Consider the following 16291-nt stretch of genomic DNA (forward strand, 5'->3'; position numbering starts at 1 on the left):
GGGCCCCTCGGGCGTATGTGCCGCCTACTTCGCCTGCGGCTTGCGCAGCGAGAGGTGGAGTTCCTTCAGGCGGGACTCGTCGACCTCGCTGGGGGCGCCCATGAGGAGGTCCTGGGCGTTGCCGTTGAGGGGGAAGGCGATCGTCTCGCGGATGTTCGGCTCGTCGGCGAGGAGCATGACGATGCGGTCGACGCCGGGGGCGATGCCGCCGTGCGGCGGGGCGCCGAACTTGAACGCGCGGAGCATGCCGCCGAACTCGGCCTCGACGGTGTCCTTGTCGTAACCGGCGATCGAGAAGGCCTTGTACATGACCTCGGGCTCGTGGTTACGGATCGCGCCGGAGGACAGCTCGACGCCGTTGCAGACGATGTCGTACTGCCAGGCCAGGATGTCCAGCGGGTCCTTGGTCTCGAGGGCTTCGAGACCGCCCTGCGGCATCGAGAAGGGGTTGTGGGAGAACTCGATCTTGCCGGTCTCCTCGTCCTTCTCGAACATCGGGAAGTCGACGATCCAGCAGAAGCGGAAGACGCCCTCTTCGAAGTGGCCCGCGCGCTTGGCGGCCTCGACGCGGACCGCGCCCATGATCTTGGAGACCTCGTCGAACTCGCCCGCGCCGAAGAAGACGGCGTGGCCGGGCTTCAGGTCCAGGGCCGTGACCAGCGCCTTGACGTCGTCCTCGGTGAGGAACTTGGCGATCGGGCCGGTGAGGGTGTTCTCCTCGCCGACGCGGACCCAGGCCAGGCCCTTCGCGCCCTGCTCGACGGCGTACTCACCGAGCCCGTCGAAGAACTTCCGCGACTGGTCGGCGGTGTCCGGCACGGCGAGCGCGCGGACGTGCTTGCCGGCGAACGCCTTGAAACCGGAGCCCGCGAAGACGTCGGAGACGTCCACCAGCTCCAGCTTGGCGCGCAGGTCCGGCTTGTCGTTGCCGTACTTGAGCATCGCCTCGCGGAACGGGATGCGCGGGAACGGCGAGGTGACCTCGCGGCCGCCGCCGAACTCCGTGAAGAGCTCGGTCATCAGCTTCTCGACGGGCTGGAAGACGTCCTCCTGCTCGACGAAGCTCATCTCGATGTCGAGCTGGTAGAACTCGCCGGGCGAGCGGTCCGCGCGGGCGTCCTCGTCGCGGAAGCACGGCGCGATCTGGAAGTACCGGTCGAAGCCCGCGATCATCAGCAGCTGCTTGAACTGCTGCGGGGCCTGCGGCAGTGCGTAGAACTTGCCGGCGTGCAGGCGGGAGGGGACCAGGAAGTCGCGCGCGCCCTCGGGGGAGGTCGCGGACAGGATCGGCGTCGCCATCTCGTTGAAGCCAAGCGTCACCATCTTCTGGCGGATGGCGGAGATGACGGCCGTGCGCAGCATGATGTTGCGGTGCATGCGCTCGCGGCGGAGGTCGAGGAAGCGGTACTCCAGGCGCTTCTCCTCGTTCACCCCGTCCTCGGCGTTGATCGTGAAGGGGATCTGCTCGGCGGCGCCGAGCACCTCGACCGCGGAGACCTCGATCTCGACCTCGCCGGTGGGCAGGTCGGGGTTGATGTTGTCCGCGCCGCGGGCGCTGACCTTGCCGTCGATGCGGACGACGGACTCCTTGGTCAGGGAGCCGAGCGCCTCGTTGGCGGGGGTGCCGGGGCGGGCGACGAGCTGCGTGATGCCGTGGTGGTCGCGCAGATCGATGAAGAGGATGCCGCCCAGGTCACGTCGATTGTGCAGCCAGCCGCTGAGGCGGACGTCCGTGTCGACGTCCGCGGCCCGGAGCTCGCCGCAGTTATGGGACCGGTACCGATGCATCGCTCATCCAAGTCGTCGCGAGTCGAGGTGGGGCAACGGGGGAAGGGAGGCCGGGTCGTCGGCTCCCGGTCGGCACCCGATGATCACCCCAGGATTGGCATAACCGCTCCAGGTTACCGCTCCGCCCCGCCGCTCCGGGTCGCCATATCCACGACAAGACCCTCGTGAGCCCCTCGTACGAACACCATGGGACCAGGGTCACGTCCTTCGCACTGGTGAGCCTCCGTGAAACCCACATAAAGTGATGCAATGCGCACCAAGGACGTCCTGGCCGCCATCGGCACCGGCCTGTGGCACTGGGACCACGCAGTGGGCAAGGTGAGGCTGGACGCCGAGGCGGCCAGGCTCCTCGGGCTGCCCGAGGAGCCCGCCGACTTCAGCGAAGCCTTCATCCGCTCCCGTTTCCACGCCGTCGACTTCGCAGAGATCAACGGCGTCGTCCACCTCGCGCTGACCGAGGGCACCCTCGCCGAGGGCCGGCTGCGGGTCATGGACACCGACGGCAAGGTCCTGCGCGTCGTCCGCTGCCGGGCGCGCGTCACGCCGCTGGACAACAGTTACGAGCTGGTCGGCACCCTCCAGGAGGTCCCCGAGGCGCAGCCGGGCACGTCCGCGGCGCGCACCCCCGTCACCGGCGACTGGCGCCGCTCCCGCGAGGCATTCCTGCTGGACGCGGGCCGCGCGCTGGCCGAGGCGCGCTCCACCGAGGAGGTGCTGCGGGTGGCGGCCGGCCTGTCCATGCCCGGGTTCATGCCCGACGGACTGGCCGTCTTCGGCATCAAGGGCGACCGCATATCGGTCATCGGGCACCACGGACACCGCCCCGGGGACGAGCAGCCGTTCGTCGACATGTCCCTGAACACCGAATACCCGGCCGCCGAGGTGATACAGACCGGACGCGCCATCTACCTCCCCTCCCCGGAGGAGTACCGCCGCCGGTTCCCCGCGACCTGGCCGATGGCCGCGCACTTCGACCGCCAGTCCTGGGCCTTCCTGCCGCTGATCAGCGCCGGCCGGACGGTCGGCGCCTGGATGGCCGCCTTCGCCCACCGCGTCGCCTTCACACCCGACGAGCGCTCCGTGCTCACCACCGTCGCCCGGATGCTCGCCCAGGCGCTGCACCGGGCCGGCGACCAGGAGTCGCAGCTGGAGCTGACGACGGGCCTGCAGCGCAGCATGATGCCGACGGTGCAGCCGGACATCCCCGGCATGGCGGTGGCCGCGCGGTACGTCCCCACCGGCGGCGGCCTGGAGGTCGGCGGCGACTGGTACGACATGATCACGCTGCCCTCCGGCCGGATCGCCCTGGTCATCGGGGACGTACAGGGGCACGACGTACGGGCGGCGGGGCTGATGGGCCAGCTGCGGATCGCGCTGCGTGCCTACGCCTCGGAGGGCCACCACCCCGACGCCGTGCTCTCCCGCGCCTCCCGCTTCCTCTCGGGCCTGAACGACGCCGAGGCCGAGGGGCTGGACCCGCGCTTCGCCACCTGCCTCTACATCGAGGTCGACCCGGCCACGGGGCTGCTGGACATCGCCCGCGCCGGCCACCCCGACCCCGCCATCCGGATGACCGACGGCACGATGCTGGTACGGCCGACCGCCGGCGGGCTCCCGCTGGGCATCCATCCGGACACCGACTACCCCACCACCCGGCTGGTCCTGGAGCCCGGCGAAACGATGCTGGTCTGCACGGACGGGCTCATCGAGACCGGCGGGCACGACCTGGAGAGCGGCTGGGCGCGGCTGCGGGACATCATCGAGAGCCACGAGGAACCGGAGTCCGGTGACAGCCTCGAAAAGCTCGCCGACGCGCTGGTACAGGCCGTGCACGGGCCGTCCTCGCACCACACCACCGGGCGGCTGGCCGACCGCCGCGAGGGCGGCAGCTGCGCCATCGGCACCGGCGGGCTGGAGCCGCGCGCGCCCGTGCGCCGCACGGTCCTGACCATCGCGCAGGCCGAGCCGGAGCGGATCTCCGAGGCCCGCGGCCAGATCCGCGACGTGCTGCACGACTGGGCCGACGAGGACCAGATCGACTCGGCAGCGCTGATGGTCTCCGAGATGGTCACCAACGTCCTGCTGCACACCGACGGCGACGCTCTGCTGATCGCCGAGATCTCCGGCGTGAAGGGCTCCCGGTGCGTCCGGGTGGACGTGGCCGACAGCAGCGACGAGCTGCCGCACCGCCGCCGCCCCGGCGAGCTGGCCTCCTCCGGGCGCGGCCTGGTGCTGATGGAGCTGCTGGCCGGCGCGTGGGGCGTGAATCCGCGCGGGGACGGCAAGTCCATCTGGTTCGAGCTGTACGAGGACGCGCAGGACCGGGCCGGCGCGGCAGCGGACGCGGCTCAGGCCGGGGCGCCGCCGGACGTGTCCCCGGAGGAACCGCCGGACGGCGGCCCCTCGCTGCCCGGCTCCTCGCTCTCCGAACCAGCCGCGTAGTGCTCGTGCAGCTCTGACAGGATGCCGGTCGCCGCCGCCGTCAGCGGCACGGCCAGCAGCATCCCGAGGATGCCCGCCACGCTCGCGCCCGCGGTGATCGCCAGCAGCACCACGGCCGGGTGCATGTGCACGGTACGGCTCTGGATCATCGGCTGCAGGACGTGCCCTTCGAGCACCTGCACGGCCAGTACGACGCCCAGCGCCCACAGCGCGATCACGAACCCGCGGTCGGCCAGCGCGACCAGTACCGAGACCGCGCCGGAGATGAACGCGCCGAGGTACGGGATGTACGCGCCGACGAAGACCAGCGCGCCCAGCCCGACCGCGCCCGGCACCCCCAGGATCAGCAGCCCGACCGTGATGCAGATGGCGTCGATCAGCGCGATGACCGTGGTCCCGCGCATGAAGCCCTCCACGGCCTCGAAGCCGCGCCGCGCCATCCGCTCCAGCTGCGGCCCGGACCCGCCCGGCGCCCAGGACCGCAAGACGCCCACCGCCCGCTCCGCGTCCCGCAGGAAGAAGAACGTCAGCAGCAGCGCCAGCACGCCGGCGGCCACCGTCTGGCCGACCAGGCTGAGACCGGAGAGCAGCCCGGTCGCGGCCCGGCCGCCGAACTTCTGCACCAGTTGCTTGGCGTTCGCCGTCAGGTCGCCCAGCGAGGTGCCGGTGGCGCCCAGGTGCTTGGTGAGCTCCCGGGTCGCCCGCTGCACCGAGGACACGATCTGGTCGCCGGTGTCGACCAGCGCCGACACCACGATGTACCCGGCGCCGCCGACGACCACCAGCAGTACGACGCAGGTCAGCCCGGACGCCAGCGACCGGTTGAGCTTCATCGCGACCAGCCGCCGGTACACCGGCCCGAGCAGGGCGCTGCCCAGCAGGGCCAGCAGGACGGGCGTCACGGCCGCCTTCAGGGTCACGGTCAGCCATACGGCGACCGCGACCACCGCCGCGACCAGCAGCAGCAGTCCGCACCAGGCCGCGGCCCGGCGAGCTCCAAGGGGAAGCAGCGCTTCCCGTTCATCCGTCTTCGTCCGCTTCTGCACGGGACCAGTCCACCACGTGCCCCGCAGGGGCGCGGGGAACTGCGCGCCCGGCCGGACACGGCCGGCACTCGACCGGCGGCCGGATCCCGGCGCCCGCACAGCACGAAGCCGTGCCCGGCGTTTCACGTGAAACGCCGGGCACGGCCGTGGGTGAGTCGGATCAGCCGGCGGCAGCCGGGATCGTGCCGAGGCGGCCGGCCTGGAAGTCCTCGAACGCCTGGGCAAGCTCGGCGTGCGTGTTCATCACGAACGGGCCGTAGTGCATCATCGGCTCGCGGATGGGCTGCCCGCCGAGCAGCACGACCTCGAAGTTCGGGCTGCGGGACTCCTGGGTCGCGTCCGCCTTGATGGTGAGCGAGTCACCGGCGCCGAAGACGACCGTCTGGCCCATGCGGAACGGACGGCCCTCGGGGCCCGCCGTGCCGCGCCCGGCCAGCCCGTACGCCAGCGCGTTGAAGTCGGCGCGCCAGGGCAGCGTCAGCTCGGCGCCCGGGTTGAGCGAGACGTGCATCATCGTGATCGGCGTGTGCGTGATGCCGGGGCCCTCGTGCCCGCCGATGTCGCCCGCGATCAGCCGCAGCAGCGCACCGCCGTCGGACGAGGTCAGCAGCTTGACCTGGCCGCCACCGATGTCCTGGTAGCGGGGGGCCATCATCTTGTCGCGCTTCGGCAGGTTCACCCACAGCTGCAGGCCGTGGAAGAGACCGCCGGACATCACCAGCGACTCCGGCGGCGCCTCGATGTGCAGCAGGCCGGAGCCCGCCGTCATCCACTGGGTGTCGCCGTCGTTGATGGTGCCGCCGCCACCGTGCGAGTCCTGGTGCACGAAGGTGCCGTCGATCAGGTACGTGACCGTCTCGAAGCCGCGGTGCGGGTGCCAGGGCGTGCCCTTCGGCTCGCCCGGCGCGTACTCCACCTCGCCCATCTGGTCCATCATGATGAACGGGTCGAGGTGCTTGTAGTCGATGCCGGCGAAGGCACGACGCACGGGAAAGCCCTCGCCCTCGAAACCGCTGGGCGCGGTCGATACGGCGAGTGCGGAGCGCTGCCGCCCCTCGGCGGGCGCCGCGACGCGCGGCAGGGTCAGCGGGTTCTCAACGGTCACTGCGGGCATGACGGCCTCCTCGGTCGTTCCACGTTCAATTTAGTTGAACACTGAACAACCCGCAAGCCGCACTTCATTCCCGAAGGTGTCTCCGCAGGTCAGCGAGGTGAACAAACCGGTGGGCCGGTCGCGTACCCACGCGACCGGCCCACCGGATCAAGTACTGGACGGGATCAGCCGTACACAGAGCGACGGCGGTCAGCCATACATCCGCCGCATCGCGAAGTCGACCATCTGCTCCACCGCCTTGGCGTCGAACACCATGCGGTGCTCGCCCTCCATGTCGAGCACGAAGCCGTACCCCGTCGGCAGCAGGTCGAGGACCTCGGCGCCGGTGATCACGAAGTACTTCGACTCCTTGCCGGCGTAGGCGCGCAGCTCCTTGAGCGAGGTGAACATCGGGATCACCGGCTGCTGGGTGTTGTGCAGCGCCAGGAATCCCGGGTTGTCACCCCGCGGGCAGTACACCTTGGACGTCGAGAAGATCCCCTGGAAGTCCTCGGCCGACATCGAACCCGTGGTGAAGGCGCGCACCGCGTCGGCGAGGGAGGGAGGGGACGGCTCCGGATACAGCGGCTGCCCGCCGTAACCGCCAGGAGCCTGCTGCGGCGGGGGCGGCGCAGCGCCGTAACCCTGCTGACCCGCGCCCACGTTCTGGTCGTAGCCGTACATAGCTGCAAAGCGTACTGAGTCACAGATGGGCCGTTAGGGGTTGCTTCTTATTACCGACGGGTAGCATCCTAGATGCTACTACCTGGTATGTGTTTGAGGATCTCCTCACGAAGGATTACGGGAGCCGTCGCCATGGGGCACTACAAGTCGAATCTCCGCGACATCGAGTTCAACCTCTTCGAGGTGCTCGGCCGCGACAGCGTGTACGGCACCGGCCCGTTCGCGGACATGGACGTCGACACCGCCAAGAGCGTGCTGTCCGAGATCGCCCGGCTCGCGGAGAACGAGCTGGCCGAGTCGTACACCGACGCCGACCGCAACCCGCCGGTCTTCGACCCCGAGACCAACACCGCGCCGGTCCCGGCGTCCTTCAAGAAGAGCTACCAGGCGTACATGGACGCCGAGTGGTGGCGGCTGGGCGTCCCGGAGGAGATCGGCGGCACCACGACGCCGCGCTCCCTGCTGTGGGCCTTCGCCGAGTCCATCCTGGGCTCGAACCCGGCCGTGTGGATGTACGCCTCCGGCCCGGCCTTCGCCGGCGTCCTCTTCGAGGAGGGCACCGAGCAGCAGAAGCACATCGCCAAGGTCGCCACCGAGAAGGGCTGGGGCTCCACGATGGTGCTGACCGAGCCCGACGCGGGTTCGGACGTCGGCGCCGGGCGCACCAAGGCGGTCAAGCAGGAGGACGGCTCCTGGCACATCGAGGGTGTGAAGCGCTTCATCACCTCCGGTGAGCACGACATGTCGGAGAACATCCTTCACTACGTGCTCGCGCGCCCCGAGGGCCACGGCCCGGGCACCAAGGGCCTCTCGCTCTTCCTCGTCCCGAAGTACGAGTTCGACTTCGAGACCGGCGAGCTGGGCGCCCGTAACGGCGTCTACGCCACCAACGTCGAGCACAAGATGGGCCTCAAGGCGTCCAACACCTGCGAGATGACCTTCGGCGACAAGCACCCTGCCAAGGGCTGGCTCATCGGCGAGAAGCACGACGGCATCCGCCAGATGTTCCGCATCATCGAGTTCGCCCGGATGATGGTCGGCACGAAGGCCATCGCGACCCTGTCCACCGGCTACCTGAACGCGCTGGAGTACGCCAAGGAGCGCGTGCAGGGCCCGGACCTGGCCGCCTTCACCGACAAGAAGGCGCCGCGCGTCACGATCACCCACCACCCCGACGTGCGCCGCTCGCTGATGACGCAGAAGGCGTACGCGGAGGGCATGCGCGCCCTGGTGCTCTACACGGCCACCGTCCAGGACGAGATCCTGATCAAGGAGACGGCCGGCGAGGACGCGTCCGCCGAGCACGCGCTGAACGACCTGCTGCTGCCGATCGTGAAGGGCTACGGCTCGGAGAAGTCCTACGAGCAGCTGGCCCAGTCGCTGCAGACCTTCGGCGGCTCCGGCTACCTGCAGGAGTACCCGATCGAGCAGTACATCCGGGACTCCAAGATCGACACGCTCTACGAGGGCACCACCGCCATCCAGGGCCAGGACTTCTTCTTCCGGAAGATCGTCCGCAACCAGGGCGCGGCGCTGACCACGCTCTCGGAGACCATCAAGAAGTTCCTGGCCGAGGCGGTCGGCGGCGAGGAGCTGGAGGGCGCACGCGGCGAGCTGGGCAAGGCCGCCGGCGACCTGGAGGCGATCGTCGGCGCGATGCTGACCGACCTCGCCGCCACGGAGAACGACGTCAAGTCCATCTACAAGGTGGGCCTGAACACCACGCGCCTGCTGCTGGCCTCCGGTGACGTCGTCATCGGCTACCTGCTGCTGAAGGGCGCCGCGGTGGCGCAGGAGAAGCTGGCGACCGCCTCCACCAAGGACAAGGCGTTCTACCAGGGCAAGATCGCGGCGGCGAAGTTCTTCGCGCACAACGTCCTGCCGGGCGTCGCCGTGCAGCGCGGGCTCGCCGAGTCCGTCGACCAGTCGCTGATGGAGCTGGACGAGGCGGCGTTCTGATCCGCCGCTGAGCCGGCGCCGGGCCCCGTGCCCTGCCTGCCGTTCCCGTGGCCCCGTCCGGTCCGTTCCGGGCGGGGCCACCGGCGGTTCCTGGCGGGACCGTCTGCGGTTCCTGGCAAGGCCATCGGCGGTTTTTGGCGGCGCCTTCGGTGTTCGAGCGGGTATGGCCGACTATGGCCGGTCACCTGAACCCCGTTGAGCACAGGAGTAACACCGGCCACACCGACGCCGGATTCCACTCATCCGTACGGCACAACACCCACCCGGTGCGACGCGTCCTTATGCTGAATCCATGAGCACATCTGTCCGCTTCGATCGCGGCCACACCGACGACCTGATGTCCTTCCTCGCCGCGAGCCCGTCGCCGTACCACGCGGTGGCGAACGCGGCCGCCCGGCTGGAGAAGGCCGGCTTCCGGCAGGTCGCCGAGACCGACGACTGGACCGAGGCATCGGCGGCCGGCGCCGCGGACTCGGCGGGCGGCAAGTACGTGCTCCGCGGCGGCGCCCTCATCGCCTGGTACGTCCCCGAAGGCGCGACCCCCGCGACCCCCTTCCGCATCGTCGGGGCGCACACCGACTCGCCGAACCTCCGCGTGAAGCCGATCCCGGACACGGGGGCGCGCGGCTGGCGGCAGATCGCGGTCGAGATCTACGGCGGCACGCTGCTCAACACCTGGCTCGACCGGGACCTGGGCCTGTCGGGCCGGGTGACGCTGCGGGACGGCAGCCATCGACTGGTCAACGTCGACCGGCCGCTGCTGCGCGTACCGCAGCTGGCCGTGCACCTGGACCGGTCGGTCAACGCCGACGGCCTCAAGCTCGACAAGCAGCGCCACATGACGCCGATCTGGGGCCTGGGCGAGGTCCAGGAGGGCGGCCTGATCTCCTTCGTCGAGGAGGAGGCGGGGCTCTCCGCCGGCGAGGTGCGCGGATGGGACCTGATGGTGCACAGCGTCGAGCCACCCGCCTACCTGGGCCGGGACCAGGAGCTGGTCGCCGGGCCGCGGATGGACAACCTGCTGTCGGTGCACGCTGGTACGGCCGCGCTCGCCGCCGCCTCCGCACAGGACGGCCTGACCTGCATCCCGGTGCTGGCCGCCTTCGACCACGAGGAGAACGGCAGCCAGTCCGACACCGGCGCCGACGGCCCGCTGCTGGGCACCGTGCTGGAGCGTTCGGTCTTCGCGCGCGGCGGCGGTTACGAGGACCGGGCGCGCGCCTTCGCCGGCACGGTCTGCCTGTCCTCCGACACCGGCCACGCCGTCCACCCGAACTACACCGAGCGGCACGAGCCGGGCCACCACCCGATGCCCAACGGCGGACCGATCCTGAAGGTCAACGTCAACCAGCGGTACGCCACCGACGGCGGCGGCCGCGCGGTCTTCGCCGACGCCTGCGAGCGGGCCGGCGTGCCGTGGCAGAACTTCGTCTCGAACAACTCCATGCCGTGCGGCACGACGATCGGCCCGATCACCGCCGCCCGGCACGGCATCACCACCGTCGACATCGGTGTCGCGATCCTCTCGATGCACTCGGCGCGCGAACTGTGCGGCGCCGAAGACCCGCATCTGCTGGCCGCGGCCCTGACAGCCTTCCTGGAGGGCTGAGTTGGAGTTCTCCCTGCTGGGTCCGGTCAGCGTCACCACCGCCGCGGGCGAACTCGCGCTCGGGCCCGCCAAGCGGCGCAGCGTGCTCGCGCTGCTGCTCCTGCGGCCCAACACCACCGTCCCGCTGGAGCAGTTGATCGACTCCCTGTGGGAGGACGAGCCGCCCGAGCACGCCCGTACGGTCGTGCAGGGACACGTGTCGCGGCTGCGCGCCACGCTCGCGGCGGGCGGCGCCGACGCGTACGGCGTGGAGCTGGCCACGCACGGCTCGGCGTACCTGCTGCGGCTTCCCGAAGAGCTGATCGACGCCCACCGCTTCGGTGAACTGGTCTCGCTGGCCCGGCCCGAGGCGGCACCGGCCGACGCCGTGCCGCTGCTGCGGGAGGCGCTCGGGCTGTGGCGCGGCCCCGCGCTGACCGGCACGGTCAGCAGCCCGCCGTTCGCCGCCGCCACGCACGCGCTGGACGAGCGGCGGTTGACGGCCGTGGAGACGCTGGCCCGCGCGCACAGCGCGCTGGGCGAGCACGCACAGGCCGCGTCCGTGCTGTACACCGCCGCGGTGCAGCACCCGCTGCGGGAGGGGCTGATCGCCGCCCTGATGCGGGCGCTGTTCCGTACGGGCCGCCAGTCGGACGCGCTGGACTGGTACCACCGCACCCGGCGGCTGCTCAGCGAGGAGCTGGGCGTCGATCCGGGTGCGCGGCTGCGGGGAGCGTACGAGGAGATCCTGCGGGCGGAGGAGGCGGCGCCGGGCACCGGCACGGTACCGGCAGCCCGCACGGCGGGCGCTCCGGGCGCCGGGGCCGGTACGGAGAGCGGTGCCGAACGGCCGGCGGCGGGGGTTTCACGTGAAACCGGGCCAACTGCCTCTGGCAGCACGGACGGTGGCGCCGGTACGGGCCCGGTCCCGCCCCGGCTGCTGCCCCGGCCACCGGCCCGCTTCCTCGGCCGCGGAGCGGCGCTTGACCGGCTCACCGCGGCGCTGACCGGCGACTCCGGTCCGGACAGCGACAGCCCGCTGGCGGTCGTGACCGGCCCGGCCGGGGTCGGCAAGACCGCGTGTGCCGTGCAGTGGGCACACCAGCACGCCGCCGACTTCCCCGACGGGCAGCTCTTCGCCGACCTGCGCGGTTTCGGGGAGGGCGACGCGACCGAACCGGCCGCCGTACTGCGCTTCTTCCTCACCGCACTGGGGACGCCGGAGGACGCCGTACCGTCGTCCCCCGCAGCCGCGTCCGCGCTGTACCGCTCGCTGGTCGCGGACCGTCGGCTGCTGGTCGTACTGGACAACGCCCGCAGCTCGGCACAGGTGCGGCCGCTGCTGCCCGGCGGCCCCGGCTGCGCCACCATCGTGACCAGCCGGAGCAGGCTGGACGGTCTCGTGGCCACGGACTGCGCCCGGCCGGTCGGGCTGCAGGTGTTCGGCGTGACGGAGGGCGTCGCGCTGCTGGGCGCGATGCTCGGCGCCGACCGGGTGGACGAGGACCCGGAGGCCGCCCGCGAGCTGGTCGAGCTGTGTGACGGGCTGCCGTTGGCGCTGCGCGCCGCGGTCGCCCAGCTGACCGCCCGGCCGCGCTGGCGGCTGGCCCGGCTGGCGGCCGCGCTGCGCGACGAGCGGCGCCGGCTGTCGCTGCTCTCCGCTGAGGACACCGGGATCGCCTCGGCGCTGCGGATGTCCGTGGCCCGGCTCTCGGCGGCCGACGCGCGGCTGCTGAGCGCGCTGGCGACCAGTACGGACGGACAGCTGAACGCCTCGGCGGCGGCGGCCCTGGCCGGCTCGGACCTGGAGCACACGCAGGACGGGCTGGCCCGGCTGGCCGAGATGCACCTGGTCGACGAGAAGGCCACGGACGTCTACACGATCAGCGCCCTGACCCAGCTCTTCGCCCGGGACGGTACGGGAGAGCCGGAAGGGACGGAGCCGAACAACTGAGGTACGGCACTGCTGGATTGACGGGCCGCTGATTGACGGTCCCGCGCCCGGGTACTCGGCGCGGGACCTGCCCGGAACCGCCGATCCAGAGGAGGCGCACATCATGGGCATCGGCTGGTGCATCGGTCTGCTCGCCGCCGGAGGAATCCTGACCTTCGCGGTGGACTGGCACATGGCCGGGGTCAACCTCGATCTCGTGGGTCTGATCCTGATGGCGGTCGGCATCATCGGTATCGCCGCTTACGTCAGCATCTTCAAGCGGCGGCGCATGCAGCCACCGCCGCCCGCGGCGCCCGTGATCGAGGAGACCCATCGGCACGGCTACGAGTGACGACACCGCGGCTCAGCAACCACCTCGACCGGCCCGGAGAACGAAGACCGGACCACCAAGGACTTGAAGGGGCGCCCGCGCGAGGACCGCGCGGGCGCCCCTTCTGTGTGCCTGCACGTCCCGTCATGTCCCGCACCCGCCCGGCCGACGTCTCGCGCGCGCCGTCCCACGCCGACGTCCTCGCAGGTCGGCACCGCTCCCGGGACGTCCTGGCGGGTGGGATGTCCCATGGGACACGACAGCCCCGGATTCCCCCTGTTCCCCGCCCAATGATGGTTCTCGTCGCCGAGGCGGCCGATCGGCACGACGCCCCGGCCGCCTCCGTCAAACGAGGGGAATCCATCATGTCGCAGACCGACGACACCACGTTCCGCACGACTTCCCGCACCCGGGGACCGGCCCGTACGCCCCGCAGGGCGGCGCTCCGCAGGGTCCTGCCCGCGATCGCCGCCGCGGGCATCGGCATCTCCGGCATCACGGCCTGCTCGGGCGGTGCCGCCAAGGCGGACACCGGTACCAAGGCCGCCGCGCAGACCACCGTCACGGCGCGGGACACCAAGGCCGACCTGACGACGCAGGGCGGCTCGGCCGCCACCATCACGAAGAACGCGGCCGGCAGCACCTTCCCGACCTGGGGGACGCGCTGGGTGGTGCACGCCTCGCCGGACACCAACTCGCCGTCCGTCGGCATGATCAACAAGGACGCGCCGGGCCAGGACAGGATCACGGCCGACTACCAGGTCAACACGGGCAAGAAGGTCTGCGAGGGCAGCTCCTGCTCGACCTACATGGCGCACCTCACCGGCCCGGTGACCGGCTTCCTCAGCGTCGTCGCGGTCGACATCCCGCAGGACTCGCTGCCGGGCGTGCCCGTACAGGGCGGCCCGCCGCCGGCCCCGACGCCCGGCGGCACCCGCGGCGAGGCGCTGCAGCGCGCGGCCACCTGGCTGACCGCCAACAACGGTGCGCAGGTGCCCTACAGCCAGGCGAAGAACTGGAAGGACGGCTACCGCCAGGACTGCTCCGGCTACGTCTCCATGGCGCTGAACCTGGGCGCCCCCGGCACCAACACCGTGGGCCTCACCAGCTCCAGGATCACCCGGCCGATCGCCGTCAACGACCTGAAGCCCGGTGACCTGCTCATCGACGCGGCGGGCGACAACAACACCCGGCACGTCGTGATGTTCGAGAAGTGGGACAACCCCGCGCACACCTCCTACACCGCGTACGAGCAGCGCGGCGGCCACGGCACCGACCACCGGTCCCTCACCTACGGGCTCAACGGCGGCGAGTTCAAGCCCTACCGCCCCGTGAAGTTCACGGACTGATCCGGGCGGTTTCCGGATCCTGTAACGAGAGGCACTTCCGCCGCAGGGGAGCGGAAGTGCCTCTCGCGGTGCGTGCCGCGGTTGTGCTGAAATGCCGTGCGTGCAAGGGAAACCGAACCGCACCACCAATCCCCGTCGCAAGCCGCTCGCACCCCTGCCCGACCAACTCGACGGACCGGTACGCGACTTCGTGTCCGGCCTGCGGCACATGCATGGCGAACTGGGTCTGAGCCTGAAGGACCTGGAAACCCGGCTGCCGGCCAGCAGATCCTCCCTGTCCCGTTACCTGCGCGGGCAGAGCCTGCCCGACGAGCGACTGCTCGTGCAGTGGTGCAAGCTCTCCTTCACCGGCGAGGACCGGCTGCCGGAGCTGGTACGGCTGCTGCACCTGGCCAACGAGGCAGCGGCGGGCGGCACGGAGAGCGCGGAGGTGTCCGGCAGCGCACCGATACAGCCGCCGAAAACCACACCCCGGCTGAAGCCGGTCCTCGTGGGCGCGGCCACGGCCGCGGTCCTCGCGGTCGCAGCCGTCGTGACGTGGAGCCTGATCGACGACAACGGCGCCTCGGGCCACGGTGTTTCACGTGAAACACCGGCGGCCAAGGGCACGGAGCGCATCACCGTCCACAACGTCGACAAGGAATGCCGGTCCAAGCACACGCGCGAATGCTCCATGGGGCTGGCCATGGACCCGTACCTGGCCTACCGGCCGTCCAACATCGGCGGTCACGTCTGGCACGGCGACCAGTTGACCGCCGAGTGCCGGATCGCCAACGGCGTCACCGTCACCGACGAGGTCGGCGGCCACAGCAGTATCTGGTTCGAGGTCCGGCAGGACGGCAAGGAGCTGTGGATGCCCGGCATCCGGATCGACCCCGACCAGCTTCAGTACTCGACGCTCGACAACTGCGAGTGATCGGGGTCCGCTCCCGGTTTACGCGTCGCTGTCCAGCCCCGCCAGGACGAGTCCGAGCCGGGCGGTCCCGTCCGCGGTGACCGTGACCGGCACGCCCCAGTCCTGCTGGTGCACATGGCAGGCCGGGTACTCGATGTCCGGGGCGTCGTCGCAGGACGCGGCCATGGCCGAGACGTGCAGCACGCCCTCGGTGACCCCGTCGGCGAGGACCAGGTCCCGGCCGAGGTCGGTGCCCGCGCCCTCGCCCTCCGCCAGCAGCTCCGGCGGGGTCGAGCTGACCAGCAGCCGGGTGGACGGGCCGTAGCGGGTGTCCAGCTTCTGCCCGGCCGGTGCCTGGAAGACCACGTCCAGCCGGAGCCGGCCGGGGGCCACCTCGGTGGCGGCGCGCTGGGTGCGGTGCGCGACCGACTCCACCCGTACCGCCTCCTCGGGCAGCCGCAGCCGGGTCAGCCGGTGCCGGGCCGACTCCACGACGACGATGTCGTCGCCGACGAGCACCGCGTCGGAGGGCTCGCGCAGATCGGTGGCGAGGGTCGTGACCTCGCCGGTCGCGCCCTCCTCAATCGGCGGAGTGAAGCGGCGCAGCGCGTGGTTGTACGTGTCCGAGACCGCGACCGAGCCGTCCGGCAGCGCGGTGACGCCCAGCGGGTGCTGCAGCAGCGCCTGGTCGGCGGCGCCGTCGCGGTGCCCGAAGTCGAAGAGGCCGGTGCCCACGGCCGTGTGCACGACGCCCTCGCGGTCGATCCAGCGCACCGCGCTGGTCTCGGAGTCGGCGATCCACAGCCGGTCCTCGGCGGCGGCCAGGCCCGACGGCTGCGCGAACCACGCCTCGGCGGCCGGCCCGTCCACCAGACCCTCGTTGGTGGTGCCCGCCGCGGCGCGTACGGTGCCCGTCTCCGGGTCGTACGTCCACAGCTGGTGCACGCCGGCCATGGCGATCCACACCCGGCCGTCGAAGTACGCCACGTCCCACGGCGAGGAGAGGTCCACCTCGCGGGCCGGGCCCTCGGTGGGCGAGCCCTGCCACCACTGCTTGCCGGTGCCGGCGACGGTCGCGACCTCGCCGGTGGCCGGGTCGAACGTGCGCAGCGCGTGGTTGACCGTGTCGGCGACGATCACCGTGCCGTCCGGCAGCAGCGCGAGGCCCTGCGGCTCGCTGAAG

12 protein-coding genes are annotated in these 16291 nt (G+C 71.2%); 7 read left to right on the forward strand and 5 right to left on the reverse strand.

The genetic code is table 11. The annotated features are described in order from the left end of the window. Positions 1-24 precede the first annotated feature (24 nt). The gene (gene aspS / locus ACZ4MH_RS27360) at positions 25-1788 is read right to left on the reverse strand and encodes an aspartate--tRNA ligase (protein ID WP_351586734.1); all 1764 of its coding nucleotides are present in this window, start codon (positions 1786-1788) and stop codon (positions 25-27) included. A gap of 249 nt (positions 1789-2037) precedes the next feature. Between aspS and ACZ4MH_RS27365 the strand changes: the two genes are divergently transcribed. Then, positions 2038-4230 (forward strand): ATP-binding SpoIIE family protein phosphatase, encoded by a 2193-nt coding sequence (locus ACZ4MH_RS27365; RefSeq protein ID WP_351586736.1) that lies wholly within the window; start codon positions 2038-2040, stop codon positions 4228-4230. On the opposite strand, the gene ACZ4MH_RS27370 is transcribed toward ACZ4MH_RS27365, so the two are convergent. The 3 genes from ACZ4MH_RS27370 to ACZ4MH_RS27380 form a co-directional block, all read right to left on the reverse strand. Next, positions 4137-5276, reverse strand: coding sequence for an AI-2E family transporter (locus ACZ4MH_RS27370; protein ID WP_351586738.1), 1140 nt, complete (start codon positions 5274-5276; stop codon positions 4137-4139). The two genes, ACZ4MH_RS27365 and ACZ4MH_RS27370, sit on opposite strands and share 94 nt — an antisense overlap. Positions 5277-5436: 160 nt before the next feature. Continuing rightward, positions 5437-6390 carry a pirin family protein gene (locus ACZ4MH_RS27375; protein ID WP_351586740.1) on the reverse strand — a complete coding sequence of 318 codons (954 nt, stop codon included), beginning with the start codon at positions 6388-6390 and terminating at the stop codon, positions 5437-5439. Between the two features lie 189 nt (positions 6391-6579). Next, positions 6580-7053 carry an SseB family protein gene (locus ACZ4MH_RS27380; RefSeq protein WP_031050204.1) on the reverse strand — a complete coding sequence of 158 codons (474 nt, stop codon included), beginning with the start codon at positions 7051-7053 and terminating at the stop codon, positions 6580-6582. A 132-nt stretch (positions 7054-7185) separates the two neighbouring features. On the opposite strand from ACZ4MH_RS27380, the gene ACZ4MH_RS27385 reads away from it, so the two are divergent. The 6 genes from ACZ4MH_RS27385 to ACZ4MH_RS27410 all read left to right on the forward strand — a co-directional run bounded on the left by ACZ4MH_RS27385 (position 7186) and on the right by ACZ4MH_RS27410 (position 15129). Beyond that, positions 7186-9012, forward strand: a complete 1827-nt coding sequence (locus ACZ4MH_RS27385; RefSeq protein ID WP_351586742.1) for an acyl-CoA dehydrogenase — start codon at positions 7186-7188, stop codon at positions 9010-9012. Between the two features lie 292 nt (positions 9013-9304). Continuing rightward, positions 9305-10621 (forward strand): M18 family aminopeptidase, encoded by a 1317-nt coding sequence (locus tag ACZ4MH_RS27390; RefSeq protein ID WP_351586744.1) that lies wholly within the window; start codon positions 9305-9307, stop codon positions 10619-10621. A 1-nt stretch (position 10622) separates the two neighbouring features. Continuing rightward, positions 10623-12554, forward strand: coding sequence for an AfsR/SARP family transcriptional regulator (locus ACZ4MH_RS27395; protein ID WP_351586746.1), 1932 nt, complete (start codon positions 10623-10625; stop codon positions 12552-12554). A 103-nt stretch (positions 12555-12657) separates the two neighbouring features. Further along, complete coding sequence (locus ACZ4MH_RS27400; protein WP_031050192.1) at positions 12658-12885, forward strand: DUF6458 family protein; 228 nt, start codon at positions 12658-12660, stop codon at positions 12883-12885. 344 nt (positions 12886-13229) lie between these two features. Next, positions 13230-14213 (forward strand): hypothetical protein, encoded by a 984-nt coding sequence (locus ACZ4MH_RS27405; protein WP_351586748.1) that lies wholly within the window; start codon positions 13230-13232, stop codon positions 14211-14213. Between the two features lie 91 nt (positions 14214-14304). Further along, on the forward strand, positions 14305-15129 hold the full coding sequence (locus ACZ4MH_RS27410; protein ID WP_467754740.1) for a helix-turn-helix domain-containing protein: 825 nt from the start codon (positions 14305-14307) through the stop codon (positions 15127-15129). Between the two features lie 18 nt (positions 15130-15147). Here the strand turns inward: ACZ4MH_RS27410 and ACZ4MH_RS27415 are convergent. After that, positions 15148-16291: NHL repeat-containing protein (locus ACZ4MH_RS27415; protein WP_467754741.1), on the reverse strand; the 1144-nt coding region annotated here is incomplete at its 5' end.

The organism is Streptomyces sp. NPDC026301, from assembly GCF_055567935.1.

Excerpts from the sequence above, each read along its gene's own strand:
- aspS (WP_351586734.1), bottom strand. The coding sequence starts at position 1,788 with ATGCATCGGTACCGGTCCCATAACTGCGGCGAGCTCCGGGCCGCGGAC.
- ACZ4MH_RS27365 (WP_351586736.1), top strand. The coding sequence starts at position 2,038 with ATGCGCACCAAGGACGTCCTGGCCGCCATCGGCACCGGCCTGTGGCAC.
- ACZ4MH_RS27375 (WP_351586740.1), bottom strand. The coding sequence starts at position 6,390 with ATGCCCGCAGTGACCGTTGAGAACCCGCTGACCCTGCCGCGCGTCGCG.
- ACZ4MH_RS27380 (WP_031050204.1), bottom strand. The coding sequence starts at position 7,053 with ATGTACGGCTACGACCAGAACGTGGGCGCGGGTCAGCAGGGTTACGGC.
- ACZ4MH_RS27385 (WP_351586742.1), top strand. The coding sequence starts at position 7,186 with ATGGGGCACTACAAGTCGAATCTCCGCGACATCGAGTTCAACCTCTTC.
- ACZ4MH_RS27390 (WP_351586744.1), top strand. The coding sequence starts at position 9,305 with ATGAGCACATCTGTCCGCTTCGATCGCGGCCACACCGACGACCTGATG.
- ACZ4MH_RS27400 (WP_031050192.1), top strand. The coding sequence starts at position 12,658 with ATGGGCATCGGCTGGTGCATCGGTCTGCTCGCCGCCGGAGGAATCCTG.
- ACZ4MH_RS27405 (WP_351586748.1), top strand. The coding sequence starts at position 13,230 with ATGTCGCAGACCGACGACACCACGTTCCGCACGACTTCCCGCACCCGG.
- ACZ4MH_RS27410 (WP_467754740.1), top strand. The coding sequence starts at position 14,305 with ATGCCGTGCGTGCAAGGGAAACCGAACCGCACCACCAATCCCCGTCGC.